The 26,267-nt window shown below is 66.0% G+C and carries 26 protein-coding genes; 13 read left to right on the top strand and 13 right to left on the bottom strand.

Annotation, left to right across the window (positions count from 1 at the left end):
* Positions 1-13: 13 nt before the first annotated feature.
* Together D4Q52_RS08890 and coaA are read left to right on the top strand one after the other, a co-directional pair.
* Entirely contained in the window at positions 14-337 is a 324-nt protein-coding gene (locus D4Q52_RS08890) for a phosphoribosyl-ATP diphosphatase (protein WP_119856181.1), read from the top strand.
* Positions 338-433: 96 nt separating this feature from the next.
* A complete protein-coding gene (coaA, locus tag D4Q52_RS08885; protein WP_234831124.1) occupies positions 434-1,390 on the top strand; it encodes a type I pantothenate kinase in 957 nt (318 codons plus the stop codon).
* Between the two features lie 129 nt (positions 1,391-1,519).
* On the opposite strand, the gene D4Q52_RS08880 is transcribed toward coaA, so the two are convergent.
* The 8 genes from D4Q52_RS08880 to rsmI all read right to left on the bottom strand — a co-directional run bounded on the left by D4Q52_RS08880 (position 1,520) and on the right by rsmI (position 9,933).
* Positions 1,520-2,479 (bottom strand): GNAT family N-acetyltransferase, encoded by a 960-nt coding sequence (locus tag D4Q52_RS08880; RefSeq protein ID WP_119856243.1) that lies wholly within the window; start codon positions 2,477-2,479, stop codon positions 1,520-1,522.
* Between the two features lie 160 nt (positions 2,480-2,639).
* Positions 2,640-4,568: an ATP-binding protein gene (locus tag D4Q52_RS08875; protein ID WP_119856179.1), complete on the bottom strand. Its 1,929-nt coding sequence runs from the start codon at positions 4,566-4,568 to the stop codon at positions 2,640-2,642.
* A 105-nt stretch (positions 4,569-4,673) separates the two neighbouring features.
* Positions 4,674-5,156, bottom strand: coding sequence for a hypothetical protein (locus D4Q52_RS08870; protein ID WP_119856178.1), 483 nt, complete (start codon positions 5,154-5,156; stop codon positions 4,674-4,676).
* Positions 5,157-5,259: 103 nt separating this feature from the next.
* Entirely contained in the window at positions 5,260-6,798 is a 1,539-nt protein-coding gene (locus tag D4Q52_RS08865; protein ID WP_119856177.1) for a YifB family Mg chelatase-like AAA ATPase, read from the bottom strand.
* 80 nt (positions 6,799-6,878) lie between these two features.
* Entirely contained in the window at positions 6,879-7,106 is a 228-nt protein-coding gene (locus D4Q52_RS08860; protein WP_119856176.1) for a hypothetical protein, read from the bottom strand.
* 487 nt (positions 7,107-7,593) lie between these two features.
* Positions 7,594-8,535: a glutathione synthase gene (gshB, locus tag D4Q52_RS08855; RefSeq protein ID WP_119856175.1), complete on the bottom strand. Its 942-nt coding sequence runs from the start codon at positions 8,533-8,535 to the stop codon at positions 7,594-7,596.
* A 68-nt stretch (positions 8,536-8,603) separates the two neighbouring features.
* A complete protein-coding gene (locus D4Q52_RS08850) occupies positions 8,604-8,987 on the bottom strand; it encodes a YraN family protein (RefSeq protein WP_119856174.1) in 384 nt (127 codons plus the stop codon).
* Positions 8,974-9,933, bottom strand: a complete 960-nt coding sequence (gene rsmI / locus D4Q52_RS08845) for a 16S rRNA (cytidine(1402)-2'-O)-methyltransferase (protein ID WP_119856173.1) — start codon at positions 9,931-9,933, stop codon at positions 8,974-8,976. Before rsmI ends, D4Q52_RS08850 begins: the two co-directional genes overlap by 14 nt.
* Before the next feature lie 243 nt (positions 9,934-10,176).
* Between rsmI and D4Q52_RS08840 the strand changes: the two genes are divergently transcribed.
* Positions 10,177-11,382: a penicillin-binding protein activator gene (locus D4Q52_RS08840; RefSeq protein ID WP_119856172.1), complete on the top strand. Its 1,206-nt coding sequence runs from the start codon at positions 10,177-10,179 to the stop codon at positions 11,380-11,382.
* 341 nt (positions 11,383-11,723) lie between these two features.
* Here D4Q52_RS08840 and D4Q52_RS08835 read toward each other — a convergent pair whose 3' ends face one another.
* From D4Q52_RS08835 to rph, 4 genes are all read right to left on the bottom strand, one after another.
* Complete coding sequence (locus D4Q52_RS08835) at positions 11,724-12,533, bottom strand: DUF3800 domain-containing protein (protein ID WP_119856171.1); 810 nt, start codon at positions 12,531-12,533, stop codon at positions 11,724-11,726.
* 251 nt (positions 12,534-12,784) lie between these two features.
* On the bottom strand, positions 12,785-13,942 hold the full coding sequence (gene hemW, locus D4Q52_RS08830) for a radical SAM family heme chaperone HemW (protein ID WP_119856170.1): 1,158 nt from the start codon (positions 13,940-13,942) through the stop codon (positions 12,785-12,787).
* Entirely contained in the window at positions 13,932-14,564 is a 633-nt protein-coding gene (rdgB, locus tag D4Q52_RS08825) for an RdgB/HAM1 family non-canonical purine NTP pyrophosphatase (RefSeq protein WP_119856169.1), read from the bottom strand. The genes hemW and rdgB overlap by 11 nt, the downstream gene beginning before the upstream one ends.
* Positions 14,565-14,615: 51 nt before the next feature.
* Positions 14,616-15,329 carry a ribonuclease PH gene (rph, locus tag D4Q52_RS08820; RefSeq protein WP_119856168.1) on the bottom strand — a complete coding sequence of 238 codons (714 nt, stop codon included), beginning with the start codon at positions 15,327-15,329 and terminating at the stop codon, positions 14,616-14,618.
* Positions 15,330-15,484: 155 nt separating this feature from the next.
* Here rph and hrcA point away from each other — a divergent pair, with 155 nt between their 5' ends.
* Positions 15,485-16,573 carry a heat-inducible transcriptional repressor HrcA gene (hrcA, locus tag D4Q52_RS08815; RefSeq protein WP_119856167.1) on the top strand — a complete coding sequence of 363 codons (1,089 nt, stop codon included), beginning with the start codon at positions 15,485-15,487 and terminating at the stop codon, positions 16,571-16,573.
* 104 nt (positions 16,574-16,677) lie between these two features.
* On the top strand, positions 16,678-17,301 hold the full coding sequence (grpE, locus tag D4Q52_RS08810; protein ID WP_119856166.1) for a nucleotide exchange factor GrpE: 624 nt from the start codon (positions 16,678-16,680) through the stop codon (positions 17,299-17,301).
* A 53-nt stretch (positions 17,302-17,354) separates the two neighbouring features.
* On the opposite strand, the gene D4Q52_RS08805 is transcribed toward grpE, so the two are convergent.
* Positions 17,355-18,179: a hypothetical protein gene (locus D4Q52_RS08805; protein ID WP_425328466.1), complete on the bottom strand. Its 825-nt coding sequence runs from the start codon at positions 18,177-18,179 to the stop codon at positions 17,355-17,357.
* 534 nt (positions 18,180-18,713) lie between these two features.
* Between D4Q52_RS08805 and dnaK the strand changes: the two genes are divergently transcribed.
* The 8 genes from dnaK to D4Q52_RS08765 all read left to right on the top strand — a co-directional run bounded on the left by dnaK (position 18,714) and on the right by D4Q52_RS08765 (position 26,157).
* Positions 18,714-20,615, top strand: a complete 1,902-nt coding sequence (gene dnaK, locus D4Q52_RS08800; protein ID WP_119856165.1) for a molecular chaperone DnaK — start codon at positions 18,714-18,716, stop codon at positions 20,613-20,615.
* A gap of 155 nt (positions 20,616-20,770) precedes the next feature.
* On the top strand, positions 20,771-21,910 hold the full coding sequence (dnaJ, locus tag D4Q52_RS08795) for a molecular chaperone DnaJ (RefSeq protein WP_119856164.1): 1,140 nt from the start codon (positions 20,771-20,773) through the stop codon (positions 21,908-21,910).
* A gap of 90 nt (positions 21,911-22,000) precedes the next feature.
* Entirely contained in the window at positions 22,001-22,606 is a 606-nt protein-coding gene (locus D4Q52_RS08790) for a class I SAM-dependent methyltransferase (RefSeq protein ID WP_119856163.1), read from the top strand.
* A 101-nt stretch (positions 22,607-22,707) separates the two neighbouring features.
* Positions 22,708-23,289 (top strand): NADPH-dependent FMN reductase, encoded by a 582-nt coding sequence (locus tag D4Q52_RS08785; RefSeq protein WP_119856162.1) that lies wholly within the window; start codon positions 22,708-22,710, stop codon positions 23,287-23,289.
* Positions 23,290-23,293: 4 nt separating this feature from the next.
* Positions 23,294-24,001 carry an orotidine-5'-phosphate decarboxylase gene (pyrF, locus tag D4Q52_RS08780; RefSeq protein WP_119856161.1) on the top strand — a complete coding sequence of 236 codons (708 nt, stop codon included), beginning with the start codon at positions 23,294-23,296 and terminating at the stop codon, positions 23,999-24,001.
* A gap of 222 nt (positions 24,002-24,223) precedes the next feature.
* Positions 24,224-24,535 (top strand): DUF1330 domain-containing protein, encoded by a 312-nt coding sequence (locus D4Q52_RS08775; protein WP_119856160.1) that lies wholly within the window; start codon positions 24,224-24,226, stop codon positions 24,533-24,535.
* A 150-nt stretch (positions 24,536-24,685) separates the two neighbouring features.
* Entirely contained in the window at positions 24,686-25,501 is an 816-nt protein-coding gene (dapB, locus tag D4Q52_RS08770; protein ID WP_119856159.1) for a 4-hydroxy-tetrahydrodipicolinate reductase, read from the top strand.
* Between the two features lie 32 nt (positions 25,502-25,533).
* Positions 25,534-26,157 (top strand): 2,3-bisphosphoglycerate-dependent phosphoglycerate mutase, encoded by a 624-nt coding sequence (locus D4Q52_RS08765; protein WP_119856158.1) that lies wholly within the window; start codon positions 25,534-25,536, stop codon positions 26,155-26,157.
* Positions 26,158-26,267: the final 110 nt, after the last annotated feature.

Below are 26,267 nucleotides of genomic sequence, written 5' to 3'. Positions count from 1 at the left end.
GTAGAGTACGCGTATGGCCCGCTTCACCCTTCAAGACCTCGAAGGCGTCATCGACGCCCGGGCTGCCTCGAGCGGCGACGTCTCCTACACCAGGAAGCTGCTGGACAAAGGCGCCGAGCACTGCGCCAAGAAGTTCGGCGAGGAAGCGGTCGAGCTGGTGATCGCCACGGTCGAAAACGACCGCAACAATCTGATCGCCGAGGCCGCCGACGTGCTGTTCCATATGCTGGTGCTGCTGAAGGCGCGCGGCGTGACGCTGGGCGAGGTCGAGGCCGCGCTCGGCCAGCGCACCTCAATGTCTGGACTGGAAGAAAAAGCCTCGCGCAAACGCGAGTAAGCGCGGCTCCGCCGCAACGCCGTTCAACTCACTCATCGGCCGATGGCCGCAACAACAACAAAAGCCGCTACCGGACAACAAGGCGAGGACGACGCGATGGACGCCAGGTCGGAACTGCACCACTACAACCCCTACCGCACCTTCTCGCGGTCGGAGTGGGCCAATCTGCGCCAGGACACGCCGATGACGCTCGACGCCGCCGAGATCGCGGCGCTGAAATCGATGCACGACCGGCTCGATCTCACCGAGGTCGAAGAGATCTATTTGCCGATGTCGCGGCTGCTGTCGATCCATGTCGCCTCGATGCAGCAGCTGTACTACGCGCAGCGCCGCTTTCTCGGCGTGGTCGAACGCAAGATGCCTTATATCATCGGCGTCGCCGGTTCGGTCGCGGTCGGCAAGTCGACCACCGCGCGCGTGCTGCAGGCGCTGCTGGCACGCTGGTCGCCGCGCCCGAAGGTCGATCTCGTCACCACCGACGGCTTCCTGCACCCGAACGCCATTTTGGAGCGCGCCGGCATCCTGCAGAAGAAGGGCTTTCCGGAGAGCTACGATCTGCCGGCGCTGCTCGGCTTTCTCAGCGACATCAAGTCCGGCCGCCGCAAGGTCAAGGCGCCGATCTATTCGCATCTCACCTACGACATCGTGCCCAACAAGTTCACCGTGGTGGACCGGCCCGACATCCTGATCGTCGAAGGCGTCAACGTGCTGCAGACCGGCCGGCTGCCGCGCGACGGCCAGGCGGTGCCGGTGGTGTCGGACTTCTTCGATTTCTCGGTCTATATCGATGCCGAGGAGCCGGTGCTGCGCGACTGGTACATCCGCCGCTTCCTGGCGCTGCGCGACACCGCGTTCCACGACCCGCGTTCCTACTTCCACCGCTACGCGCCGCTGTCCGACGAAGAGGCCACCGCCACCGCGATCGCGATCTGGGAGCGCACCAACCTCGCCAACCTCGAAGACAACATCCTGCCGACGCGCCCGCGCGCGACGCTGATCCTGAAGAAGGGCGCCGACCACGTGGTGGATTCGGTGGCGCTGCGGCGGCTGTAGAGTCAGCCAAAGTCTGCCGCGTCATTGCGAGCGTAGCGAAGCAATCCAGCTCCGTGCACCGAGCTGGATTGCTTCGTCGCTTCGCTCCTCCCAATGACCGCGGATGCATTCAACTGCAAGGGGAAGTAATTACGCCGCGTGTCGCGACGCATCGACGCCGAAGTGTTCGATGTAGCGGCTGCTGATGGCCGAGACCGGCATGATGATCAGCACGTCGGTGGTGCCGAACTGGTGGTCGATCACCGCGCCCTCGCCGATCGTGGCGCCGAGGCGCAGATAGCCTTTGATCAGCGGCGGCAGCTCGCGCAGCGCGGCCTTCTGGTTGACCGCCTCCTTCGGCATCCGGTTCATCTCGACATAGCGTGACGGATGCGCCTTCGCGCGCCAGGCTTCGGGCGCGGCCGCGTAGTGGTGCAGGAACGACAGCGGCAATGCGAGGCGCTCCGGGTCGGTGCCGTCGAAGCTGGCGCAGCCGATCATGACGTCGATGCCGTGCTGGCGCACATAGCTCCAGATGCCGTGCCACAACAGTTCGACGGTGCGCTTGTTGCGGTACGGCGGCAGTACGCAGGAGCGGCCGAGCTCGAGGAAGCGCAGCTGCGGATGCCGCGCGATCATGCCGTCGATGTCGAACTCGTTCTGCGTGTAGAAGCCGCCGTGGCGATCGGCGATGTCCTGGCGAAGTAACCGATAGGTGCCGACCACCGGCTGCTTCCCGCTGAGCGACGGCTTGGCGGCGTGATCGATCACCAGCAGATGGTCGCAGATCTTGTCGAACGCGTCCTTGTCGCGTTGCGCCAGCAGCGTGGCGGCGTCGGCGATCGCGGTGCCGTCCTTATAGAACACGCGGTAGCGCAGCTTCTGGGCGCGCTTGATGTCCTGCTTCTTCTGCGCCAGCCGCACTTCCAGCGCTCCGAGCCGGCCCAGCGTCGCCGGGGTCGTCGTCGGCTGCGCGATCGGCTTGCCGTGGTCGCCGATTTTGAGCGCCGGTTTGAACCAGGTGATCGCGGTCTGCGCCGCGGCGCCGGCCACCTCGGGGCGAAGTAGTTTGATGAGTTTTTTCGAGCGGGCGAATTGTTCGGTGTGCATGGCATCCTCGTGACCGCCTGCAACCGAATCGAATGGCGCGCGGCCGGCGCGCCTCAAAGATCACGGGGTTCCGACAGCGTTGTGACACATCGATTGCTGCCGCATGACACGCGGCTAAAGTGCGATGCTGATCAGCATGGCTGGTAACAGGTTGCCTGGCCTATGCCGCAATCTGCCGAGCGGCTGCGATATCGGCGAGCACGTCGGCGAGCTTGTCGCGGTCGACCGGTTTGATCAGGATGCCGTCCATGCCGGCCGCCAGACAGCCGGCGCGATCTTCGGCGAGCGTATTGGCGGTGAGCGCCAGGATCGGGGTCCTCGGCGCGGCGTGGCCGGCTTCCTGCTCGCGGATCTGCCGGCTCGCCGCGATGCCGTCCAGTACCGGCATCTGTACATCCATCAGGATCACGTCGAATGGCGTATCGCCGGTCAGCGCCGTCTGCCATTGCCGAACAGCCTGCGCGCCGTCGGCGGCCATCACCGCCCGATGACCGAGCCTGTCCAGCAGCGTGCGGATCAGCAACGCGTTGATGTCGTTGTCTTCGGCGACCAGCACCGACAATCCGCGCTGGCCGGGCGGCGCAGCCGCGCCGTTCGGCGGGCCGGCATCGGCGATACCGGGTGATACGACGTCGGGCAATGCCGCGCTCAGCCGCGCCGCCAGCGACGCCGCGCGCAGCGGCTTGACCAGATAACCAGTGAAGGCCGCCGGCAGTGCCGGCAGGAATTCGGACCGCGCCGACGGGGTCAGCAACACGATGCGCTGCTCGGCATGCGGTTCGGCGCTGCGCGCCAGTGCTTCGGCATCGGCCGCGCCGAAGCCGAAATCGATCAGCACGGCCGACCACGATCGCTCCGGCAGCAGCGCGTGCGCAGCGGCGATGTCGGACAGCACGCAGGTCTGGGCACCCCAGCGTTGCAGCCGGTGCTTCACAAGCATCGCCTCGATGGTCTGCGGCGCCGCGATCAGGATCGAGCGTCCGGACAGATCCGGCGCTGCAAATCCAGCGGCGCCGTCCTGCTCGGCGGCGCCGAGCGGCAACGACACCGTGAAGGTGCTGCCCAACCCAGGCTGGCTGTGCAGCGTGATGCGTCCGCCCATCCGGCGGACGATGCGCTCGCTGATGCTGAGCCCGAGGCCGGTGCCGCCGTAGTTGCGGGCAATCGCGGCGTTGGCCTGTTCGAACTCGCTGAAGATGCGCTCTTGCGCTTCGAGCGCGATGCCGATTCCGGTGTCGTGCACCACAAAATCGATCGCGCCGTCCTGTCCCGGCTCGACCACCAGGGCCACGCCGCCGTCGGAGGTGAACTTGATGGCGTTGCCGGCGAGATTGAGCAGCACCTGGCGCAGCCGCGCCGCGTCGCCGACCACCTGAGTCGGCAGACGTTCGTGCAGGTCCGCGGCGATCTCGAGGCCGCGCGCGTGGGCCCGTGGCGCCAGCAATTCGCTGACGTCCTCGATCAGAGGCGCGAGCGCGAATGGCGCCGCTGCGAGCTCGATCTTGCCGGCGTCGATTTTCGCGTAGTCGAGCAGTTCGTCGATCAGCGACAGCAGGGCTTCGCCGGACGTCTTGCTGGCGCGCACGTAGGTCTTTTGCTCGGCCGTGAGCTCGGTGTCGAGCAGCAGATTGCTCATCCCGATGATGCCGTTCAGCGGCGTGCGCATCTCGTGCGATGCCAGCGCCAGCAGCCGCGATCTGGTCTGCAGGGTCGCGTCGTGGTCATCTCCAGACTTCGGCGGCGCAAGCTGCAGCGCACGGGCGTGCTGCTCGGCGCCCTCCAACTCCCAATTGCGGTCGGTCAGCGCCTCATTGTGCAGGATTACACCGCGCAGCTGCTGGCGCACGTCGCGCAGCCGCATGCTCTGCACCGCCAAACCGAAGCATGCCAGGGCGAACAGGAAGCTGGCGCCGATCGCGAAGGCGTGCGGATCGTAGTTCGATACTTCGATGCGGCTGCCGCTGATGAAGCCGTAGGCTCCGAAAAACGCCGCCAGAAACACGAGGATCGAGCGAAGCGCCAAGGTTAGGCGCGGAAACCGGCGTGCGAAGGCGCGGCGTCGCAATCCGATTCGCAGCTCCTTCGTCATCCGCCCAACCTCCTGCACCTGCCTCCAATATTGGGGCCTCGGATTGCAAAGAGCTTGAATCCGGCGGCTGTTCCGCCAAGCAATGCCGGTAAGGTTGATCGAAGCTTAAAAGCCGTGAGCGAGCGAGGCCGTACTGATCGGTGTTGCGCGGTCCGACGCGCCGACCAACAGCGCGGCGGCTTCGCGTTCGGTGAAGCGGGTCGAGCGCACGTAGATCCGATAATCGGCGGCCACGGCGTCGTGCGTGAGATAGATCACAGACTCGGCGGCCGGCGGATGCGCCGCGATGCCGATCAGCCGGCTATCCGGCGTCGCCGCGCAGGCGCTGTGTTCGTCGCTGGCGCTGTCGTCAGAGATCGCGAAATCGGCTGCGTCGGGATCATCGACGATCTGCACCTGCACGGTGGCGCGGCTCGGATCGTCGGTGAAGCCGACGTGACGCTGGGCCATCCAGGACGCCGGCGCGATCTGCACGATGTGATCCCCGACGGCAATGCAGGGCTGCGGCCCGGCTGCCAGCTCGCTGTGCGCGAACAGCCCCAGCATCAGCAACGGGACGGTCGAAGCCAGAACTCGGAAACGCAACATCACGCCAACTCGCGAACGCAGCCCCGTCAAGCGGGCTATGGTTGGCGGAGCGTAAACAAAACTCGTTACCTTTAGGTTGATAGGCGCTTGTGGTGATTCACCATCACGCCGCGCGACGAACGTCTTCGCCCAGCGCCCGGTACGACAGCGCCTCGGCGAGATGCAGCCGGCCGACCTGCTCGCTGCCGTCGAGATCGGCCAGCGTGCGCGCCACCCGCAGCACGCGGTGATAGCCGCGCGCCGTCAGCCGCATGGTTTCGGCAGCCTCGCGCAGCAGCTTCAGCCCGGCGGCATCCGGCTGGGCGACGGTCTCCAGCGCGGCGGCTGGGGCTTCGGCATTGGTGCGGATCTGCGGCAGGCCGAGCGCCGCGTAACGGCGGCGCTGCACCTCGCGCGCCGCGGCGACCCGCGCCGCGACTTCGGCCGAGCCCTCGGCGGCGGGTGGCAGGATCAGGTCGGCGGCAGTGACAGCCGGCACCTCGATGCGCAGATCGATGCGGTCCATCAGCGGCCCGGAGATGCGCGACTGATAGTCGGCGCTGCAGCGCTCGACGCGGCCGCGCTTGCAGGCATAGCCGGGCTCGTAAGCGCGCCCGCAGCGGCACGGGTTCATCGCCGCCACCAGCATCACCCGCGCCGGATAGGTGACGCGGGCGTTGGCGCGCGACACCGCGACCTCGCCGGTCTCCAGCGGCGCCCGCAGCGAGTCCAGCACCCGCGGATCGAACTCCGGCAGTTCGTCGAGAAACAGCACGCCCTGATGCGCCAGCGAGATCTCGCCGGGCCGCGCCTTGAGGCCGCCACCGGTCAGCGCCGCCATGCTGGCCGAATGATGCGGCGCCCGGAATGGCCGCCGCGCCGTCAGCGCCCCGTCGCGGATTTCGCCCGCCACCGAGGCGATCATCGACACTTCGAGCAGTTCGGCCGGCGATAGCGGCGGCAGGATCGAGGGCAACCGCGCCGCCAGCATCGATTTGCCGGAGCCGGGCGAGCCGACCATCAACAGGTGGTGCCCGCCGGCGGCGGCGATCTCCAGCGCGCGCTTGGCGCTTTCCTGGCCCTTGATGTCGCGCAGATCGAGCGTTGAAGCTTCCGCCGCCTGCACCCGCGGTTGCGGCCGGCCGAGCAACTGCGTGCCTTTGAAATGATTGGCGAGCTGGATCAGCGACTGCGCCGCGATGATCTGCAGATCGGGGCTGGCCCAGGCGGCTTCCGAGCCGCAGGCGGCCGGGCAGATCAGCCCCTCGTCGCGGGCGTTGGCGGCGATGGCGGCGGGCAGCACGCCGGCCACCGGGGCAATCGAGCCGTCGAGGCCGAGTTCGCCCAGCACGGTGAAGCCGGCTGTCGCGTCGGACGGGATCGCACCGATCGCCGCCATCAGGCCGAGCGCGATCGGCAGGTCGTAATGGCTGCCTTCCTTCGGCAGATCGGCCGGAGCGAGATTGACGGTGATGCGCCGCGCCGGCAGCGCCAGCCCGGACGCGATCAGCGCCGAACGGACCCGCTCACGCGCTTCCGACACCGCCTTGTCGGCGAGGCCAACCACCGCGAAAGCCGGCAGACCCGGCGACACCTGCACCTGGACATCGACGGCCCGCGCCTCGATGCCTTCGAATGCCACAGTGGAAACGTGCTGGACCATGACGCCCCTCGCCGCCGCAAGGCTAGTCGGGTTCCGGAACCCTTACAAGAACATTAATAGAACATCGCTTTGGCAGAGCTTCAGGCCGTCGTCCTGGTTTTGGTCTCGCGGGCGATTTCGGTGAGATCGACCTCGAGCCGGGCCATCATCAACAATTGGACCGCGGCGCCGATGCCGAGATCCTCGGCCTGCTCGATTGCGAGATTGATCGTCGAGGCGAGATCGTCGATCGACGCGGCATTGCTGCCGTCCTCGGCAGACGACGCTCGCGCCGTATTGGTTTGCGATGACTTGGACGAAGTACCCATATGACCACCCGCGGTCCGACAGCAAAATACGACGCGCCGCCTCCACGTGTGCTGACATTCGGGAAGATCAGGACAACCGGCGCCAATCCCGCCACGTCCGATCAGCCGAATGCCTGCGTCGGGGTCATCTACGCGATCCGTACTGATCGCCTGCAAGACCGGTGTGGCTCAAGCAGGCCGTGGCGGAGCGTCGGCATGACCTCGGCAGAGGTCGGCAACCAAATAACTTGAAAGCCGCAGGTTAGAGCCGAAGCCGGCCGAGTTCTAGCGGTAAGACGTTGGGAGAACCTGCCTACGACTTTTTACTTAGTCGGCTGAAGCAGGATACCGTTCACGTCACGACGTTGGTATCACCTGACCAAAATCACCCGCCAAGCGTGCAACTCTACTTGGATGAAAACCAGCGTCCGAGCGTTGCATGCAGTTTTCGAGTGAGACCGTCGTTTTCGACTTCCATAGCTGGCTGGAGCCATGGCACTCCGACCGGCTACGTCCGCTTGGCTTCGATCACATCCCAGATCCGCGCCGCCACATCCGGGCCGCCGAGCCGGGCGATGGCGCGGATGCCGGTCGGCGAGGTGACGTTGATCTCGGTGAGGTAACCGTCGATCACGTCGATGCCGACGAACAGCAGCCCGCGTTCGCGGAGTTTGGGGCCGAGCGCCGCGCAGATCGCGCGCTCCTTGTCGGACAGATCGGTCGCCGCCGCGGCGCCGCCGCGGACCATGTTGGAGCGCAGATCGTCTGGGGCCGGGACGCGATTGACCGCACCGGCGAACTCGCCATCGACCAGGATGATGCGCTTGTCGCCGTGCTTCACCTCGGGCAGGAAGCGCTGGATCACCCACGGCTCGCGGAACGTCACCGCGAACATGTCGTAGAGCGAGCCGAAATTGATGTCCTGCGGCAGCACGCGAAACACCGCGGCGCCGCCATGGCCGTGCAGCGGCTTCATCACCACCGCGCCGTGCTCGGCGCGGAATGCGTTGATCTCGTCGAGGTTGCGGCTGATCAGCGTCGGCGGCATCAGCTGGGGAAAATCCATCACGAACAGCTTTTCCGGCGCGTTGCGGACGCTGGCCGGATCATTGACCACCAGCGTGTCCGGGTGGATCCGCTCGAGCAGGTGCGTCGAGGTGATGTAAGCAAGATCGAACGGCGGGTCCTGGCGCAGCAGCACGGCGTCGAAGCCGCGCATGTCGACGCGCGTCGGCTCACCGAGCGTGAAGTGATCGCCCTCCTGGTCGCGCACCGTCAGCGATTGCACCGAGGCGACGACGTCGTTGCCGCGCAGCGACAGCTTGTCGGGCGTGAAGTACGAGATCGCGTGGCCACGCTTCTGCGCTTCGAGCAGCAGCGCGAATGTCGAATCGCCGCGGATGTTGATGCGCGCGATGGGGTCCATCTGGACGGCGATCTTCAGTGTCATGCACAGCTTCCGGGATTGCGAACCAAAGGACGTAGGCCGAACGGCTATCGGCCGATCGGCCGCGGCGGTCAAGCGCTGGCGTCGAACGCCGCCGGCAGATGCTGCGGCAGACGCTTCGGCGCCACCAGCACGGCATCGAACCGCAGCTCGAACGCGGCATGCTCGGGATGCGCCATCAGCCAGGCCTGCGCGGCCGCGATGATGCGCTGCTGCTGCCGCGGCGTTACCGCATAGGCGGCGTCGTCGAGCCGGGCCCGCGCCTTGACCTCGACGAAGGCGATTAGGTTGCGCCGCTGCGCCACGATGTCGATCTCGCCGTAAGGCGTTTTGAAGCGCCGCGCCAAAATGCGATAGCCCTTCGCCATCAGCAGCGCCGCCGCCCGCGTCTCGGCCGACAGGCCGGTCTGGAACGCGGCGACGCGTTCGGGCGCGGGCGTGTCAGTCTTCGCCATCGTCTTTGCCATGGCCCGCCTCGCGCGGCCGCAGTTCGAGCGCGCGGGCATAGATTTCGCGGCGCGGCCGGCCGGAGATCTCGACCGCCTGTGCCACCGCGTCCTTGACGCTGGCGTGCTGCAGCGCGTCGTGCAGCAAGGCGTCGAGCGCTTCCGGCGTCATGGTCTGCGCGGCCGCATCGGGCGGCCCGATTACCACGACGAATTCGCCGCGGGTGTCGAGCGTCTCGGCGGTTTCGGCGAGCTGTGGCAGCGGCGCACGGCGCACCTCCTGATGCAGCTTGGTGAGTTCGCGGCATACCGCGGCATCGCGATCGCCCAGCACGTCGGCAAGATCGCGCAGGCTGTGATGGATCCGGCTGCCGGCCTCGAACAGCACCAGCGTGGCGTCGATCACCGCGAGCTCGCCGAGCCGGTTGCGCCGGGCGCCCTGCTTGGCGGGCAGGAAGCCGTCGAAGAAGAACCGGTCGGTCGGCAGCGCCGCCAGCGTCAGCGCCGCCAGCACCGCGGAGGCGCCGGGCAGTGCGATCACCTCGTGGCCGGCGGCGGTGGCTTCGCGCACCAGCTTGAAGCCCGGGTCGGAGATCAGCGGGGTGCCGGCATCCGAGATCAGCGCGATCGAGCCGCCGCGCGCCAGCCGCTCCAGCAGCTTCGGTCTCGCCTGCGCAGCATTGTGTTCGTGATAGGCGGTCAGCGGTGCCGAAATGCCGTAGCGCTCGGTTAACCGGTGGCTGATGCGGGTGTCCTCGCAGGCGATCAGGTCGACGCCGGCCAGCGTCTCCAGCGCCCGCAACGTGATGTCGCCGAGATTGCCGATCGGGGTCGCGACCAGATACAGGCCCGGCGCCGCGCGCGGCGCGATCAGCTTCTGGCCGGCGACCAGGAAGCTATGGGCCTCGGCGTCGGCGGTCGGATCAAGTGAGGGAGGGCTGGGTTTGGCGCGCATGGCTGCAGTTTAGGGGAAAGGCGCGGTACCGGACATCACATTCGACCGCTCCGGGTGAAACAGCATAAACCTTTTGTTTGGTTAATCATTCGCCGACATTATGATGGGGTTCGCGCCGGTCGTGCGCGGAGCGGGACCGGCACGGAAGGCGGACCGCGTAAGCGACACCGGGCCGGCAGCGCCGATGCGGTCGTCCAAACCATCTTTGCGAGACCGACACGTCCGAGACGTCCAAGAGGTGCCATGGCAGATCTGCGCGACCCCACCAGCAAGCCGATGAGCGCTACGCGGCGAACCGCGATGGGCCTGCTGCTCGGCGCGCCACTGCTCGGCGCCTGCTCGGGCGTTCAGCAGACCCTGACCAATCAGTTCGGCCAGCAGCCGCCGCCGGATGCCGCGCAGCCGCAACCGCAGACCCAGGCGGTCGGCAATGGCAGCGTCAAGGTCGGGCTGGTGCTGCCGCTGTCGGCGCCCGGCAATGCCGGCGTCGCGGCGACGTCGATGAAGAACGCCGCCGAGATGGCGCTCGCCGAGTTCAACAATCCGGACATCCAGCTGCTGGTGAAGGACGACACCGGCAATCCGCAGGGCGCGCAGTTCGCCACCCAGCAGGCGCTCGACGAAGGCGCCGAGATCATCCTCGGGCCGCTGTTCGCGCAGTCGGTGCCGGCCGCGGCGTCGCTGACCCGCGCGCGCGGGATTTCGATGATCGCGTTTTCGACCGATTCGAGCGTCGCCGGGCGTGGGGTGTATCTGCTCAGCTTCCTGCCGGAATCAGATGTCAACCGGATCATCGGCTACGCGTCGAGCACCGGCAAACGCTCCTACGCGGCGCTGCTTCCGGACAACGCTTATGGGGGCGTGGTCGAAGCGGCATTCAAGCAGATCGTCAGCACGAAAGGCGGCCGCATCGCCGCGTTCGAGAAATATGGCGCCGACCGTGCCGGCGCGGCGCGGACCATCGCGCAGGCCTTGACGGGCGCCGATGCGCTGCTGCTCGCCGACGACGGCGATGCGCTGGCGAGCGTCGCCGACGCTCTGACCGCGGCAGGCGCCGATCTGCGCCGGCTGCAACTGCTCGGCACCGGGCTGTGGGACAATCCCCGCGTGTTCGCCACGCCTGCGCTGCAGGGCGGGCTGTATGCGGCGCCGGATCCGTCCGGCTTCCGCAATTTCTCCGGGCGCTATCGAACGCGCTATGGCCAGGACCCGGTGCGCACGGCGACGCTGGCTTATGACGCGGTGGCGCTGGTCGCCGCATTGGCTCGCACCCAGGGCGGCAAGCGCTTCTCCGGCGAGGTGCTGACCAATCCGTCCGGCTTCGCCGGCATCGACGGCCTGTTCCGCTTCCGCGCCGACGGCACCAACGAGCGCGGCCTCGCCGTGATGAAAGTCGCCACCAGCGGCGCCCAAGCGGTCGCCGGCTCACCGAAGAGCTTTGGCGCGTAGGCGCTTTTCGTGATTCGAAGCGCCGGACTTCCAGCCGATCGATTGAAGCCCTGCCGCCTCAATCGATCAAATTATCGCTGCGTTATGAGGAGCCTTAACGGCCCAAACCTTGGCGGAGTAACGACCGCCGACTTTACTATTCTTTGCCCGCGCTAAGACTACGAAAGCATCTACCCGCTTACCTGCCAATCGAAAAAGACTCGCAAATCAAGTGGTTAGTAAGATATTGATTTTTCGACAGGAATCGATATATTAGCCTAGCCCGCAGCGCCTTGTCTCTTCGTGATGCTCGGAGTGCGTGGGACTCTAACTAAGCCGCCCTTGGTTGCCCAAGGGCGGCTCTATATCGGAACGATAGCGTCTCTTCTTTTTTTGGTGGACACAGTCCGGAGTTTTTCAGCAGGAAGCGCGTCGTAGACTGTGTGATGTTCTCGCGCTACGCGTTTCGCAGCTAGCTTTCCTAGCTCCTGTTCAATCTTGATACGGGCCGCGTAGCTGATGAGATCAGCAATCTGCATGAAGTAGGACAACTCAGACACTTTCATGCTCGCATCTTTCGGAAACTGAATGAGAGGCATGTTCTTGGTGAGTCTTCCGTTATCCCATCGCCCTAAACTGGAGCCTGTCGGAAGGAATTTTTGCGCCATCCGATAAAGCTTAATGTAAGAGATGTGGCCTTCATCGAAGAACACGAGGCCGTTTCTTTGATTTGTTTCGCAATGCTTTCGCATCCTTTGAAATAGGCCGAAAAGACACGCTGCAATTCCTTTGTGGCCCATCAATTCTGACGTCTCTGTGGCAAATGCAGAAAATACGGAGGCGTTCGGAAGCCATGTAAGTGTTGCCAGTGCATCCTTGTAAAAATTAACCGCCTCAATCGGCGCCAAGTTACGGTGCGTTCGGTGATAGAGCCCTTGGCACTTCAGTATTTTGTAACCGTGTAGTTCTTCTCTAAAACGAACCGAGTGATTTCGTGAAAGGTTGCGGCGCCACGCGGTTGCCTCATCGAGGTGGTTTTGCCATACAAACTTCCATCCGCCATCGCCTTTGGGACGCAGAAACGGAATGATGATAGAACTGGCAAGTGAAAGTGGATGCCGTTCGGATTCATCAATGTAGAAAATGTCCATTCCGTTAGGCAGCAGATCCATGTCTGTTCAATAGTAATGAGAAGTTGAAATTTCGGCTTGTGAGCTTGAGACAGACACTCAAGAAAAGCGATACGACCAAAGGTTAGAACAAGATCCGGATGATCTGCGGACAGGTGCTCGATACAAACGCTCCTAAGCGGATGAAGGATCGTTTCCATCGCGACCAAACATCCTATGTTTGGCTGCAACGGCCAACGAGATATCTCGAACAGGTTATTCGCTAAACACGACTTGCTGGGTGTCCTGGGCGGTCAAGCCGCCAGATCCGCCACCACGGCGTCGAGCACCGGGAAGCCAGTCTGCGTCACCCGCAGCCTGCCGTCGGCGTCGACCGTGATGGCGCCTTCTTCGCGCAGCAGCGCGATCCGCTTCGGGTCGAGCGAACGGCCCGACAGTACCTGATAGCGGCGCGGATCGATGCCTTCGGCGAGCCGCAGCCCCATCAGCAGGAATTCGTCGGCGCGCTCTTCGCTGTTGAGGCGCTCGTCGGTGACGACGCCGTGGCCGCTGCCTTCGACGCGCATCAGCCAGCTCTCCGGCCGCCGTTCGGTAGCCGTGGCATACCGGACGCCGCCGATATCGAGCCGGCCATGCGCACCGGGGCCGATGCCGGCATATTCCTGGCCGCGCCAGTACACGAGGTTATGCTGGCACTCGGCGCCCGGCCGGGCGTGGTTGGAAATCTCGTAGGCCGGCAGGCCGAGCTCGGCGCAGACCGACTGCGTCACGTCATACAGCGCGCGCGACGCCGCCTCGTCCGGCGTTTGCAGCTTGCCGGCGCGGTGCAGCGCATAGAATGGCGTCTCGGCCTCGATCGTCAGCTGATACAGCGACAAATGTTCGGCGGCTTCGCCGATCGCGCGGCGCAGCTCGGCCTCCCACATCGCCGGGGTCTGACCGGGACGGGCGTAGATCAGGTCGAACGAGTAGCGATCGAACGCCGAGCGGGCGATCGCCACCGCTTCCATGGCTTCCTGCGCGGTGTGCAGCCGGCCGAGCGCCTTCAGCGAGGCGTCGTCGAGCGCCTGCACGCCGAGTGAGACGCGGTTGACGCCGGCGGCCCGATAGCCGCGAAACCGCGTCGCCTCGACGCTGGTCGGGTTGGCCTCGAGCGAGACCTCGGCATCCGGCGCAACGCGCCAATATTTGCCGATGGCGTCGAGAATGGCGCCTACGGTCTGCGGCTGCATCAGCGACGGCGTGCCGCCGCCGAGGAAAATCGAAGTGACCTCGCGCGGGCCGGTGCGGGCCGCGGTGGTCTCGATCTCGCGCGCGAACGCGCGGGCAAAGCGGTCTTCGTCGATCGCGGCGTGGCGGACATGGCTGTTGAAGTCGCAATACGGGCACTTCGACAGGCAGAACGGCCAGTGCACATAGACGCCGAAAGCCTGATCGGAGTTAGCCGGCAAGGCAGATCTCCGCCAGTTTGACGAACGCTTTGGCGCGGTGCGACAGGCCGAGGCCGAGCGGCGGCAGGCCGTGCTTTTCGATGCTGGTCATTTCGCCGAAGCTGCGATCGAAGCCGTCGGGCAGAAACATCGGGTCGTAGCCGAACCCGGCGGTGCCGCGCGGTGGCCACACCAGCGTGCCGTCGGCCCGCGCTTCGACTTCGTCGACATGGCCGTCCGGCCAGGCGACGCACAGCGCCGACACGAAGTGCGCTTTGCGCTGATCCGGCGTGGTGGCGCCGCGCTCCTGCAGCAGCCGCTCGATCTGGGCCATCGCGGCGCCGAAGTCCTTGGTCTCGCCCGCCCAGCGTGCGGAATATATTCCCGGAGCGCCGCCGAGCGCATCGACCGCAAGGCCGGAATCGTCAGCAAAGGCCGGCAGCTGTGCGGCCTGTGCGGCGGCTTCGGCCTTGATCCGGGCGTTGGCCCGAAAACTGTCGCCGCTCTCGTCAGGCTCGCCGAGGCCGAGTTCGCCGGCCGACACCGCCTCGATCCCGTAAGGAGCCAGCAGCTCGCGCATCTCGGCGAGCTTGCCGGGATTGTGGGTGGCGATCACGAGCTTGCCGGTGATTCGACGATGCATGGCGGCCTCAGCGTAGCTCAGAAGCGGCCGCGAATGGGTGGCAAGAATGACTCACGCCACCGCCATTTTCTGCAGATCGACCAGCCGGCCGACGCCCTTCTGGGCCAGTGCCATCAGCGCCAGAAATTCGTCCTGCGAGAACGGGGTCTTCTCGGCGGTGCCCTGCACCTCGACGATCCGGCCGTCGCCGGTCATGACGAAGTTGGCGTCGGTCTCGGCCTCGCTGTCCTCGGCGTAGTCGAGGTCGAGCACCGGCGTGCCGTTGTAGATGCCGCAGGAGATCGCCGCGACGTTGTCACGCAGCACCTGGCCCTTGGTCATGTTGCGGGCCTTCATCCAGTTCAGGCAGTCGGCCAGCGCCACCCAGGCGCCGGTGATCGAGGCTGTGCGGGTCCCGCCATCGGCCTGCAGTACGTCGCAATCGACCGTGATCTGGCGTTCGCCGAGCGCCTGCAGGTCGACGATGCTGCGCAGCGAGCGGCCGATCAGCCGCTGAATTTCGACGGTGCGGCCGTTCTGCTTGCCGGCCGAGGCCTCGCGGCGGGTGCGCTCCAGCGTGGCACGCGGCAGCATGCCGTATTCGGCCGTCACCCAGCCGCGGCCCTGGCCCTTCAGCCACGGCGGCAGCCGCTCTTCCAGCGTCGCGGTCACCAGCACATGGGTGTCGCCGAATTTCACCAGGCAGGAACCCTCGGCGTATTTGACGACGCCGCGTTCGAGCGACACGGCGCGCAACTCATCGGGCGCACGGCGGCTTGGCCGCATGGGAATTCTCCGTCGATTTCGGGAAAGGGCGTTCGGGCCGCTTTTAGGGGCGCAGCGCCGCAGCGGCAAGGGGAACGCAACGGCAGCGGCGGTGGACAACCCGACTTGTAACCGGCCGCGCGCGACGACAAATTAGAGGGGTCACGGAGGACAAGTTGGCTCACCACGATCCGATCGGCCTGATCGCGCCCAATTCCGGCCTGGCCCAGCTCAACGAACGTTCGCGCGAGATCTTTCGCCAGATCGTCGAAAGCTATCTGGCGACCGGCGAGCCGGTCGGCTCCCGCAATATCTCACGGCTGATCTCGGTGCCGCTGTCGCCGGCCTCGGTCCGCAACGTGATGGCCGATCTGGAACAGCTCGGCCTGATCTATGCGCCGCACATCTCGGCCGGCCGGCTGCCGACCGAGCTGGGACTGCGGTTCTTCGTCGATGCGCTGATGCAGGTCGGCGACCTCACCGAGCCGGAGCGGCAATCGATCCAGGCGCAGCTGTCCTCAGTCGGCCGCGCCCAGAGCGTGGAAGCCGCGCTCGGCGAGGCGCTGACCCGGCTGTCGGGCCTGACCCGGGCCGCCGCGGTGGTGCTGACGGCGAAGTCCAACGTCCGGCTCAAGCATCTCGAATTCGTCCGGCTCGAGCCGGAGCGGGCGCTGGTGATCCTGGTGGCCGAGGACGGCCAGGTCGAAAACCGCGTGCTGACGCTGCCGGCCGGTGTACCGGCCTCGGCGCTGACCGAGGCCTCCAACTTCCTCAACGCCCGGATCCGCGGCCGGACGCTGGCGGAAGCGCGGCTCGAACTCGAGACCCTGCTGACCCAGGACCGCGCCGAACTCGACGCACTGACCCAGAAGGTGATCTCGGCAGGCATTGCCAGCTGGTCGGGCGGCGACGGCGAGGAGCGGCAGCTGATCGTCCGCGGCCAAGCCAATCTGCTCGAAGACCTGCACGCGCTCGAGGATCTGGAGCGGGTGCGGCTGTTGTTCGACGATCTCGAGACCAAGCGCGGCGTGGTCGATCTGCTCGGCCGCGCCGAGCGCGCCGAGGGCGTGCGGATCTTCATCGGCTCGGAGAACAAGCTGTTCTCGCTGTCCGGCTCCTCGACTATCATAGCGCCCTACAGCGACGGCGCCGGCCACATCGTCGGCGTGCTCGGCGTGATCGGCCCGACCCGGCTGAACTACGCGCGGGTGATTCCGATGGTCGATTACACCGCGCGGGTCGTCAGCCGGATGCTCGGCGGCTGATCGCCCGCATCGCCGCGCTCGCTTGATTTTCGCCGCATAAACCACGATATCCCGGCCAGCCCATTTGCGGCCCCTGCAGACGTTTTCTTCAAAAAGGTAGCGTGATGACCGATCCCAACGGACCCAAGGACAACAACCAGGACGACGCGCAGGCCGCCGCCGATCCGGTGGTTTCCAAGCCGTACATCATGCCGGACGACCCGGAAGAAGGCGCCAACGAGGCGCTGGTGAAAGAGGCCGCCGAGGCGCGCGACAAGATGCTGCGCACGCTGGCCGAGATGGAGAATTTGCGGCGGCGCACCCAGAAGGAAGTCGCCGACGCGCGCACCTACGGGGTCACCGCGTTCGCGCGCGACGTGCTCGACATCGCCGACAATCTGCAGCGTGCGCTCGATGCCGTGCCGGCCGAAGCCCGCGCCAATGCGGATGCAGGGCTCAAGGGTCTGATCGAAGGCGTCGAACTCACCGAGCGTTCGCTGCTCAACGCGCTGGAAAAGAACGGCGTCAAGAAGTTCGATCCGCAGGGGCAGAAGTTCGATCCGAACTTCCAGCAGGCGATGTACGAAGTGCCGGATCCGTCGGTGCCCGCCGGCACCGTGGTGCAGGTAGTACAGGCCGGCTTCACAATCGGCGATCGCGTGCTGCGTCCGGCGCTGGTCGGCGTCTCGAAGGGCGGCGCCAAGCCGGCGCCCGCTTCGAATGGAAGCGAGCCCGGCGGCGCGGCCTGATCGCCGGGCCGCTCAGCCGAAGGTTTTCGGTGTGAGGAGACGAAGCCGTGCGATCAGCGCGGCTTCAGTCCGTCGCGGACCTTGCGAAAGCGCGGAAATGCCTCCGCCCATTTGTCCCGCGGCGTGCTGCCGATCACCCGCAGCGCCACGTTGGAGCTGCCGAACCGCAGCCATTGCACCACGGTCACCGGCGTATTGTCCTTGCCGCTGATGCCTTCGAGCCGGGTCTCGTAGCCGGGCTGGCTGTCGATCCGCAGCGGCTCGGAGCTGGTGATCCGGGCCTCGCGCAATCCCGGGATCGAGGCGGCCGCCTGCTGGGCGAAGCGGGCGCGATCGTCGTTTTGCTCCGGCACCGAGCCGATCAGGCCGAGCACCATGAACGGCGCGGCTTCGATGCCGGTGTCCTCGTTGCCGTCCGCGAGCAGCAGCGCGGCCCCTGGTGCCAGCATCCGCACCTTCTTGAAGTCGGCCATCTCGCGCACGTCGAACGGCATCTGGGCGATCTGCTCGGCGACCGGCACCTCCGGCCGCACCGTCACCGTGCTGAGCATTTTCCTGACGGCGTCTTCGGGAAAATTAGTCGCCTCGCTGTCGGCGATCTGTACCGCCACATAGCCGGAGAACGCCTTGCCGCCGGGCACGATCAGCGAGTAGCGCCGCACCTTGTCGGTGCCGGCGACTGCGTCCTCGGCCGTGTAGTACGCGGTGCCGGCCGGCGTCTCGACGCTCTGTGGCTTGACCTTGATGGCGGGGCTGTCGGGCAGCGCCTTGAAGGCGGCTTCGACTTCGCCATAAGCGGGACCAGGCAATTCCGCCAGCAGCACCTTGACGCCATGTCCGGGTGATTCAAAGCCGAGAAAGCTCTGCGACTCAGTCAATCCCGGCATCGGCACGATGCCGACCCGGATGCCGCGCGGATAAATCGCATCGGCCGCAAGCGCCGGCGTGGCCGCCAGCGTCGCGGCGAGCTGACGGCGACGGCCGGGGTTAAACTCAGGGCGATCGCAAAGAGGCGCGCTGTCTGTCTCATCGGGGCTCTCCTGAGATCGCAATGCGGCCGTTCGATGGTCGGCCCGCGCCGTGCCGCGCCGGTCAATCGGCCATTCCCGCGTCGTGGCGGACGCTCACCAGACCATGTTTAGTCCCGACGTCAAGACGCAACCGCGCAGTGGGACGAGCCGCCGCGCCGGCGCTGCAAACCGGCTCCGGCCGCGCCATCTCGGCGATCACACGGGATTCATCAAAGCCCATGTTTTCGTGATCGCAGCCCCGCGCCAGTCCTTGCGGCCACCACCCCCCCCTCCTATATGAGGCTCACCGCCGCACAATCGCGCGCAAGTGATATCTGGGGGTTTGGACTGGTGCGCCGCCAGGGCCCGCCCGACCCGCCGCAAAAGGAAGGAATGAGCACTATGGGAAAGGTCATCGGGATCGATCTCGGCACCACCAATTCGTGCGTCGCCGTCATGGACGGCAAGAATTCGAAAGTCATCGAAAACGCTGAGGGCATGCGCACCACCCCCTCGATCGTCGCGATCACTGACGACGGCGAGCGGCTGGTCGGTCAGCCGGCCAAGCGCCAGGCAGTCACCAATCCCGAACGCACCTTCTTCGCAGTGAAGCGCCTGATCGGCCGCCGCTACGATGACCCGATGGTCGAGAAGGACAAGAAGCTCGTCCCCTACAAGATCGTCAAGGCCGGCAACGGCGACGCCTGGGTCGAGGCCGATGGCCAGACCTACTCGCCCTCGCAGGTCTCCGCTTTCATTCTGCAGAAGATGAAAGAGACCGCCGAGGCGCATCTCGGCCAGAAGGTCGATCAGGCGGTCATCACCGTCCCGGCTTACTTCAACGACGCCCAGCGCCAGGCCACCAAGGACGCCGGCAAGATCGCCGGCCTCGAAGTGCTGCGCATCATCAACGAGCCGACCGCGGCCGCGCTGGCCTACGGCCTCGACAAGACCAAGTCCGGCACCATCGCGGTGTACGACCTCGGCGGCGGCACCTTCGACGTCTCGATCCTGGAGATCGGCGACGGCGTGTTCGAGGTGAAGTCGACCAACGGCGACACCTTCCTGGGCGGTGAAGACTTCGACATGCGTCTGGTCAGCTACCTGGCCGACGAATTCCAGAAGGAGCAGGGCATCAACCTGCGCAACGACAAGCTGGCGCTGCAGCGGCTCAAGGAAGCCGCCGAAAAGGCCAAGATCGAGCTGTCGTCGACCACGCAGACCGAAATCAACCTGCCGTTCATCACCGCGGACCAGTCCGGTCCGAAGCATCTCACCATGAAGCTGACCCGCGCCAAGTTCGAAGCGCTGGTCGACGATCTGGTGCAGAAGACCATCGAGCCGTGCCGCAAGGCGCTGAAGGATGCCGGCCTCACCGCCGGTGAAATCAGCGAAGTGGTGCTGGTCGGCGGCATGACCCGCATGCCGAAGGTCCAGGAAGTGGTGAAGCAGCTGTTCGGCAAGGAGCCGCACAAGGGCGTCAACCCGGACGAAGTCGTGGCGATCGGCGCGGCGATCCAGGCCGGCGTGCTGCAGGGCGACGTCAAGGACGTGCTGCTGCTCGACGTGACCCCGCTGTCGCTGGGCATCGAGACGCTGGGCGGCGTGTTCACCCGCATCATCGATCGCAACACGACGATCCCGACCAAGAAGAGCCAGGTGTTCTCGACCGCCGAAGACAATCAGAACGCGGTCACCATCCGGGTCTTCCAGGGCGAGCGCGAAATGGCGGCCGACAACAAGATCCTCGGCCAGTTCGACCTGATGGGGATTCCGCCGGCCCCGCGCGGCATGCCGCAGATCGAGGTGACGTTCGACATCGACGCCAACGGCATCGTCAACGTTTCGGCCAAGGACAAGGCGACCGGCAAGGAGCAGCAGATCCGCATCCAGGCTTCGGGCGGTCTGTCCGACGCCGACATCGACAAGATGGTCAAGGACGCCGAGGCCAACGCTGCCGAGGACAAGAAGCGCCGCGAGGCGGTCGACGCCAAGAACCACGCCGACGCGCTGGTGCATTCCACCGAGAAGGCGCTGGCCGAGCATGGTTCGAAGGTCGCCGAGCCCGAGCGCCGCGCCATCGAGGATGCGCTGGGCGACCTGCGCGAAGCCCTCAAGGGCGACGACGCCGAGGCCATCAAGGCCAAGACCAACACGCTGGCGCAGGCTTCGATGAAGCTCGGCGAGGCGATGTACACCCAGCAGGCGGAGTCCGACGCGGCCAAGCACGCCGCCAAGGACGACATCGTCGATGCCGACTTCACCGAAGTCGACGACGACAAGAACAACAAGAAGTCCGCCTAAGACGTCGTAACGGAGACCGCGACCCCCATCTGACGAGCGCAGCCTTGCGATCATCGGGTGGGGGTTGTTTTTCGTTAGGCCAAACGCGGCGCGACCGCCGCACGCTCACGCTGAAAGTTGCGCAGCGATGAAGCGAGTTCGAGCAGGTTTGACGGATGTCCACGACCAAACGTTGCTACTACGAAACCCTCGAAGTCGAGCGCGGTGCCGACGAGTCGACGCTCAAGAGCGCCTTCCGCAAGCTGGCGATGAAATGGCACCCGGACCGCAATCCGGGTGACGCCTCGAGCGAGGTCCGGTTCAAGGAAATCAACGAAGCCTATGAGGTGCTCAAGGACGGCGACAAGCGCGCCGCCTATGACCGCTACGGCCATGCTGCGTTCGAACAGGGCATGGGCGGCGGTGGTCCCGGCTTCGGCGCCGGCTTCGCCTCGTCGTTCTCCGACATTTTTGAGGATCTGTTCGGGATGGCCGGCCAGCGCGGCCGCGGCAGCGGCCGCGAGCGCGGCGCCGACCTGCGCTACAACATGGAGATCACCCTCGAGGACGCCTACAAGGGCAAGACCGCGCAGATCGAGATTCCGGTCTCGGTCACCTGCGATCCCTGCTCCGGCACCGGCGCCAAGGCCGGCACCAAGCCGAAGACCTGCGCGACCTGCGGCGGCGCCGGACGCGTCCGCCAGGCCCAGGGCTTCTTCACGCTGGAGCGTACCTGCCCGAGCTGCCAGGGCCGCGGCCAGACCATCGAAGACCCGTGCCCGTCATGCAGCGGCTCCGGCCGGGTCACCAAAGAGCGCAACCTGTCGGTCAACATCCCGCAGGGCGTCGAGGACGGCACCCGCATCCGTCTCGCTGGCGAGGGCGAAGCCGGCGTCCGCGGCGGCCCGCCCGGCGATCTCTACATCTTCCTGTCGCTGGCCCCGCACGACATCTTCCAGCGCGACGGCGCCGACTTGCACTGCCGTGTGCCGATCTCGATGGTCACCGCGGCGCTCGGCGGCGAGTTCGAAGTGCCGACCATCGAACGCGGCAAGACCAAGGTGAAGGTCCCGTCAGGCACCCAGACCGGCCGTCGATTCCGGATTGCCGGCAAGGGTATGCCGGTGCTGCGCTCGCGCCAGGTCGGCGACATGTATGTTCAGGTTGCCGTGGAAACGCCGCAAAATCTGACCAAGAAGCAGCAGGAGTTGCTGGCCGAGTTCGAAAAATTATCGTCCGGTGCAACCCAACCCGAGGCCGCGGGTTTCTTCTCCATGGTCAAGGACTTCTTCGGCTCCCGCACGAGCACTCCCTAACTGTCTAACTTGACCGGCCGGGATGTGCCCTATAGTTGTGATGTAACAATAATTTGACACTGGGCGAATACCTCCCGGTTTGGTAGCGGAATGGCTTTGCAGTCCACGGCTCGTGCGTTGAAGAAGCCGCCCCGTCCTCTCGATGACGAGGTGCGCTTCCTGCGTTCCTGGATCGAGAAGCCGCTGCACATGGGCGCGGTAATGCCGTCGGGCAAATTGCTCGCCCGCACCATGGCACAATATGTCGATATCCACTCGACCGGGCCAGTCATCGAACTTGGCCCGGGGACCGGCGCCATCACCAACGCGCTGGTCGAGCACGGCGTCGATCAAAAGCGCCTCGTGCTGGTCGAATACAATCCCGGCTTCTGCGCGCTGCTGCGCGAGCGTTATCCGCAAGCCACCGTCGTTCAGGGCGACGCCTACCGGCTGCGCGACACGCTGTGGCAGGTGCTGCCGGAGCCGGCGACCGCGGTGGTGTCCGGCCTGCCGCTGGTCACCAAGCCGATGCTGACCCGGATGAAGCTGATCCGGGATTCCTTCACGCTGCTCGATCCCGGCGCCCCGTTCGTGCAGTTCACCTATTCGGTTGCGCCCCCGATCCCCAAATCGCTCCCCGGCGTCGTCACCGAAGCCTCCGAGCGGATCTGGATGAACATCCCGCCTGCCCGGGTCTGGGTGTATCGCAAGGGCTGAGCCCTTCCCCTCTCTGTCCGGATTTTTCCGGTTTCCCCGCCGCGCCGTTTCGCTAAACAAAGCGCGGCCATGCGTCCGCTGGCCGGCAGGAGTTCGGCGTGATGTCCGCGGTCAAGATCCTGATCATTCCGGGTTCGCTCCGCACCGGCTCGCACAATGTGCGGCTGGCCGCGGCCGCGGCCTATGAGTTCGCCCGCGCCGACGTCGACGTCTCCCGGATCTCGCTCGCCGACTATCCGCTGCCGATCTACGACGCCGATCTGGAAGCGAAGTCCGGTGTGCCGATCAATGCCGTGAAGCTAAAGCGGATGATCGGCGCGCATCATGGCGTGCTGCTCGTCAGCCCGGAATACAACTCGGCGCCGCCGCCGCTCCTCAAGAACGCGATCGACTGGGTGTCGCGGGTCGAGGATCCGCACGAGACCCAGGGCCAGGTATTTCGCGAGCGCGTTTTCGCGCTGGCTGCGGCCTCCGAAGGCAAGCTCGGCGGCGCGCGCTGTCTGGCGGCGCTGCGGCTGATCCTGTCGGGGTGCCGCGCGCCGGTGATCCCCAATCAGCTGACGCTATCGTTCGCCCACCAGGCCTATGACGAGCGCGATCGGCTGAAACTTGCCGCCGACATCGCCGCGATGGATGCGATGGTTCGGCAATTGATCGACTTCGCCCAGCAGATGATGAGGTAACCACATGGCCGACACCACCGCTCGTGACCGGCTGATCGTCGCGCTCGACGTTCCGAGCGTCGATGCCGCGCAAGCGATGATCGCCCGGCTCGGCGACAGCGTCGGCTTCTACAAGATCGGCTATCAGCTCGCTTACGCCGGCGGCCTGCCGCTGGTCGAGAAGCTGGCGCGCGCCGGCAAGAAGGTGTTCGTCGATCTCAAGCTGCACGACATCGGCAACACCGTCGCGCGCGGCGTCGAGAGCCTCAGCTCGCTGGGGGCGACCTTCCTCACCGTGCATGCCTATCCGCAGACCATGAAGGCCGCGGTCGAGGCGCGTGGCAGCTCCGGCCCCAAGATCCTCGCCGTCACCGTGCTGACCTCTTATGACGACCGCGATCTCACCGACGCCGGCTATGCGCTCGGCGTTCGCGATCTGGTCGAGGCCCGCGCCCGTCAGGCGCAGGCGATCGGGGTCGACGGGCTGGTGTGCTCGCCGGAGGAAGCCGGCCATCTGCGCGGCCTGATCGGCCCGGACATGGCGCTGGTGACGCCGGGCATCCGCCCGGCCGGCGCCGCCGCCGGTGATCAGAAGCGAATCATGACGCCCGCCAAGGCGATCGCCGCCGGCGCCAGCCATCTGGTGGTCGGACGGCCGGTGATGGAGGCGGCGGACCCGAAAGCGGCGGCCGACGCGATCGTCGCAGAAATCGAGCAAGCAGGTCGGAGCTAACAGCCTGGCCGGATATGCGGTCTATGAGATCGAGCAGTTCCGTCTCCACGCGTCATGCCCGGCCTTGTGCCGGGCATCCACGCCTTGCTGCCGGAAATGCAGAAAAGGCGTGGATGGCCGGGACAAGCCCGGCCATGACGGACTCTGTAAGCAAACGAGCCGATTGCAAAATGTGGCCAAGAATCCGGCCTTAGTTTTGCGTCAAACTCTCAGGAGACAACGATGGCCAAAGGCTACTGGGTGGCGCGGATCGACGTGCACGATCTTGACGGCTACAAGCGCGACTACGTCGCGCATAACGGCGCGGTGTTCGCCAAGTTCGGGGCGAAGTTTCTCACCCGTGGCGGCACCTACGAGGCGCATGAAGGCCCGTCGCGCTCGCGTAACGTGGTGATCGAGTTCAAGGACTACGCCACCGCGCTGGCGTGCTACCACTCGCCCGAATATCAGGCGCTGATCAAGGCCCGCGGGCCGTATTCGCAAGGCGAGATCGTGATCGTCGAAGGCTACGACGGCCCGCAACCGCAGGCCTGAACGGCGCCGCAGCAAGCGCGGCGGCCGTGCGATCAGTTGCCGCGCCGGACGGTGGCCGCTATACCCCGAGCCTGTCTGGCGGAGCACCGGTCGCAGCACCGGGCCTCGCGGGGCAGTGACCCGTCGATCGCCAGAAAGGATCGCAAGCCGATGTCCGAGATGCGCCTGATCGTTGCCGGAGCCGGCGGCCGCATGGGCCGCGCCCTGACGCGGGCGATCAGCGAGACCAAAGGCGTGGTGCTGACCGGCGCGCTCGAAGCGCCGGGCTCGGAGCTGCTCGGCAAGGATGCCGGCCTGCTCGCCGGCCTGCCGGCGAACGGCGTCGAGCTGTCGGGCGATCTGTGGAAGCTGTCGGCCAATGCCGACGGCATCCTCGACTTCACCGTGCCGGCCGCGACGCTCGCCAATGTGGCGATCGCGGCGCAGCGCGGCATTGTCCACGTCATCGGCACCACCGGGCTGTCGTCCTCCGACAATGCGGTGATCCAGAGCGTCACCAGGCAGGCGATCGTGGTGAAGTCCGGCAATATGAGCCTCGGCGTCAATCTGCTGGCGGCGCTGACGCGGCGCGTGGCGCAGTCGCTCGACGACGGCTTCGACATCGAGATCGTCGAGATGCATCACCGCGCCAAGATCGACGCGCCGTCCGGCACCGCGCTGCTGCTCGGCGAGGCCGCGGCGGCCGGCCGCAATGTCGACCTGGAGACGCATTCGGCGCGCGGCCGCGACGGCTTCACCGGCGCACGCAAGACCGGCGACATCGGCTTCGCATCGCTGCGCGGCGGCACCGTCACGGGCGATCACAGCGTGATCTTCGCCGGGCCCTATGAGCGGATCGAACTCACCCACAAGGCCGAGGATCGCATGATCTTCGCCCACGGCGCACTCAAGGCGGCGATGTGGGCGCACGGCAAACAGCCGGGCCTCTACTCGATGGCCGACGTGCTCGGGCTTGCCGACTTCTGACACTCATCGCAGCAGCAAACGGAATTCCGACAATGAGCGATCGTCTTCTCGTGCTCGTCCGCCACGGCCAGAGCGAATGGAACCTCAAGAACCTGTTCACCGGCTGGAAGGACCCCGGCCTGACCGAGAAGGGCATCGCCGAAGCCAAGGCGGCCGGCCAGAAGCTCAAGGCCGAAGGGCTGACGTTCGACGTCGCCTTCACCTCGGTGCTGACCCGCGCCCAGACCACGCTCGATCTGATGCTCGCCGAGCTCGGCCAGACCGGGCTGAAAACCACCAGGAACCTGGCGTTGAACGAGCGCGATTACGGTGACCTGTCGGGCCTCAACAAGGACGACGCCCGCGCCAAATGGGGCGAGGAGCAGGTCCACATCTGGCGCCGCTCCTACGACGTGCCGCCGCCCGGCGGCGAGAGCCTGAAGGACACGCTGGCCCGCACGCTGCCCTACTACGTGCAGGAGATCCTGCCCTGCGTGCTGCGCGGTGAGCGCACCATCGTGGCGGCGCACGGCAATTCGCTGCGCGCGCTGATCATGGTGCTGGAGAAGCTCACCCCCGAGCAGATCCTCAAGCGCGAACTCGGCACCGGCGCCCCGGTCGTGTACCGCCTCAACGCCGACTCGACCGTCGCGTCGGTGGTCGATCTGGCGGGCTGATACTCAGCTACGAATTCTGATTTTCGTCATGCCCGGCCTTGTGCCGGGCATCCACGCCTTGCTGACGGAAACGCGGAAAAGGCGTGGATGGCCGGGACGAGCCCGGCCAT

Origin of the sequence: Rhodopseudomonas palustris (assembly GCF_003591005.1) — a bacterium.
GTDB classification, from domain to species: Bacteria; Pseudomonadota; Alphaproteobacteria; order Rhizobiales; family Xanthobacteraceae; genus Rhodopseudomonas; species Rhodopseudomonas palustris_K.
This window is presented reverse-complemented; position numbering and strand designations above follow the sequence as displayed.

Bases quoted from the DNA above. Each gene is read 5' to 3' on its own strand.
- D4Q52_RS08890 (WP_119856181.1), top strand. From the start codon at position 14: ATGGCCCGCTTCACCCTTCAAGACCTCGAAGGCGTCATCGACGCCCGG.
- pyrF (WP_119856161.1), top strand. From the start codon at position 23,294: ATGGCCGACACCACCGCTCGTGACCGGCTGATCGTCGCGCTCGACGTT.
- gshB (WP_119856175.1), bottom strand. From the start codon at position 8,535: ATGACACTGAAGATCGCCGTCCAGATGGACCCCATCGCGCGCATCAAC.
- rsmI (WP_119856173.1), bottom strand. From the start codon at position 9,933: ATGCGCGCCAAACCCAGCCCTCCCTCACTTGATCCGACCGCCGACGCC.
- rph (WP_119856168.1), bottom strand. From the start codon at position 15,329: ATGCGGCCAAGCCGCCGTGCGCCCGATGAGTTGCGCGCCGTGTCGCTC.
- dnaJ (WP_119856164.1), top strand. From the start codon at position 20,771: ATGTCCACGACCAAACGTTGCTACTACGAAACCCTCGAAGTCGAGCGC.
- D4Q52_RS08765 (WP_119856158.1), top strand. From the start codon at position 25,534: ATGAGCGATCGTCTTCTCGTGCTCGTCCGCCACGGCCAGAGCGAATGG.
- D4Q52_RS08790 (WP_119856163.1), top strand. From the start codon at position 22,001: ATGGCTTTGCAGTCCACGGCTCGTGCGTTGAAGAAGCCGCCCCGTCCT.
- D4Q52_RS08875 (WP_119856179.1), bottom strand. From the start codon at position 4,568: ATGACGAAGGAGCTGCGAATCGGATTGCGACGCCGCGCCTTCGCACGC.
- dnaK (WP_119856165.1), top strand. From the start codon at position 18,714: ATGGGAAAGGTCATCGGGATCGATCTCGGCACCACCAATTCGTGCGTC.
- dapB (WP_119856159.1), top strand. From the start codon at position 24,686: ATGTCCGAGATGCGCCTGATCGTTGCCGGAGCCGGCGGCCGCATGGGC.
- D4Q52_RS08785 (WP_119856162.1), top strand. From the start codon at position 22,708: ATGTCCGCGGTCAAGATCCTGATCATTCCGGGTTCGCTCCGCACCGGC.
- D4Q52_RS08850 (WP_119856174.1), bottom strand. From the start codon at position 8,987: ATGGCGAAGACTGACACGCCCGCGCCCGAACGCGTCGCCGCGTTCCAG.
- coaA (WP_234831124.1), top strand. From the start codon at position 434: ATGGACGCCAGGTCGGAACTGCACCACTACAACCCCTACCGCACCTTC.
- D4Q52_RS08775 (WP_119856160.1), top strand. From the start codon at position 24,224: ATGGCCAAAGGCTACTGGGTGGCGCGGATCGACGTGCACGATCTTGAC.
- D4Q52_RS08870 (WP_119856178.1), bottom strand. From the start codon at position 5,156: ATGTTGCGTTTCCGAGTTCTGGCTTCGACCGTCCCGTTGCTGATGCTG.
- grpE (WP_119856166.1), top strand. From the start codon at position 16,678: ATGACCGATCCCAACGGACCCAAGGACAACAACCAGGACGACGCGCAG.
- D4Q52_RS08835 (WP_119856171.1), bottom strand. From the start codon at position 12,533: ATGGATCTGCTGCCTAACGGAATGGACATTTTCTACATTGATGAATCC.
- D4Q52_RS08840 (WP_119856172.1), top strand. From the start codon at position 10,177: ATGGCAGATCTGCGCGACCCCACCAGCAAGCCGATGAGCGCTACGCGG.
- D4Q52_RS08860 (WP_119856176.1), bottom strand. From the start codon at position 7,106: ATGGGTACTTCGTCCAAGTCATCGCAAACCAATACGGCGCGAGCGTCG.
- D4Q52_RS08880 (WP_119856243.1), bottom strand. From the start codon at position 2,479: ATGCACACCGAACAATTCGCCCGCTCGAAAAAACTCATCAAACTACTT.
- D4Q52_RS08865 (WP_119856177.1), bottom strand. From the start codon at position 6,798: ATGGTCCAGCACGTTTCCACTGTGGCATTCGAAGGCATCGAGGCGCGG.
- rdgB (WP_119856169.1), bottom strand. From the start codon at position 14,564: ATGCATCGTCGAATCACCGGCAAGCTCGTGATCGCCACCCACAATCCC.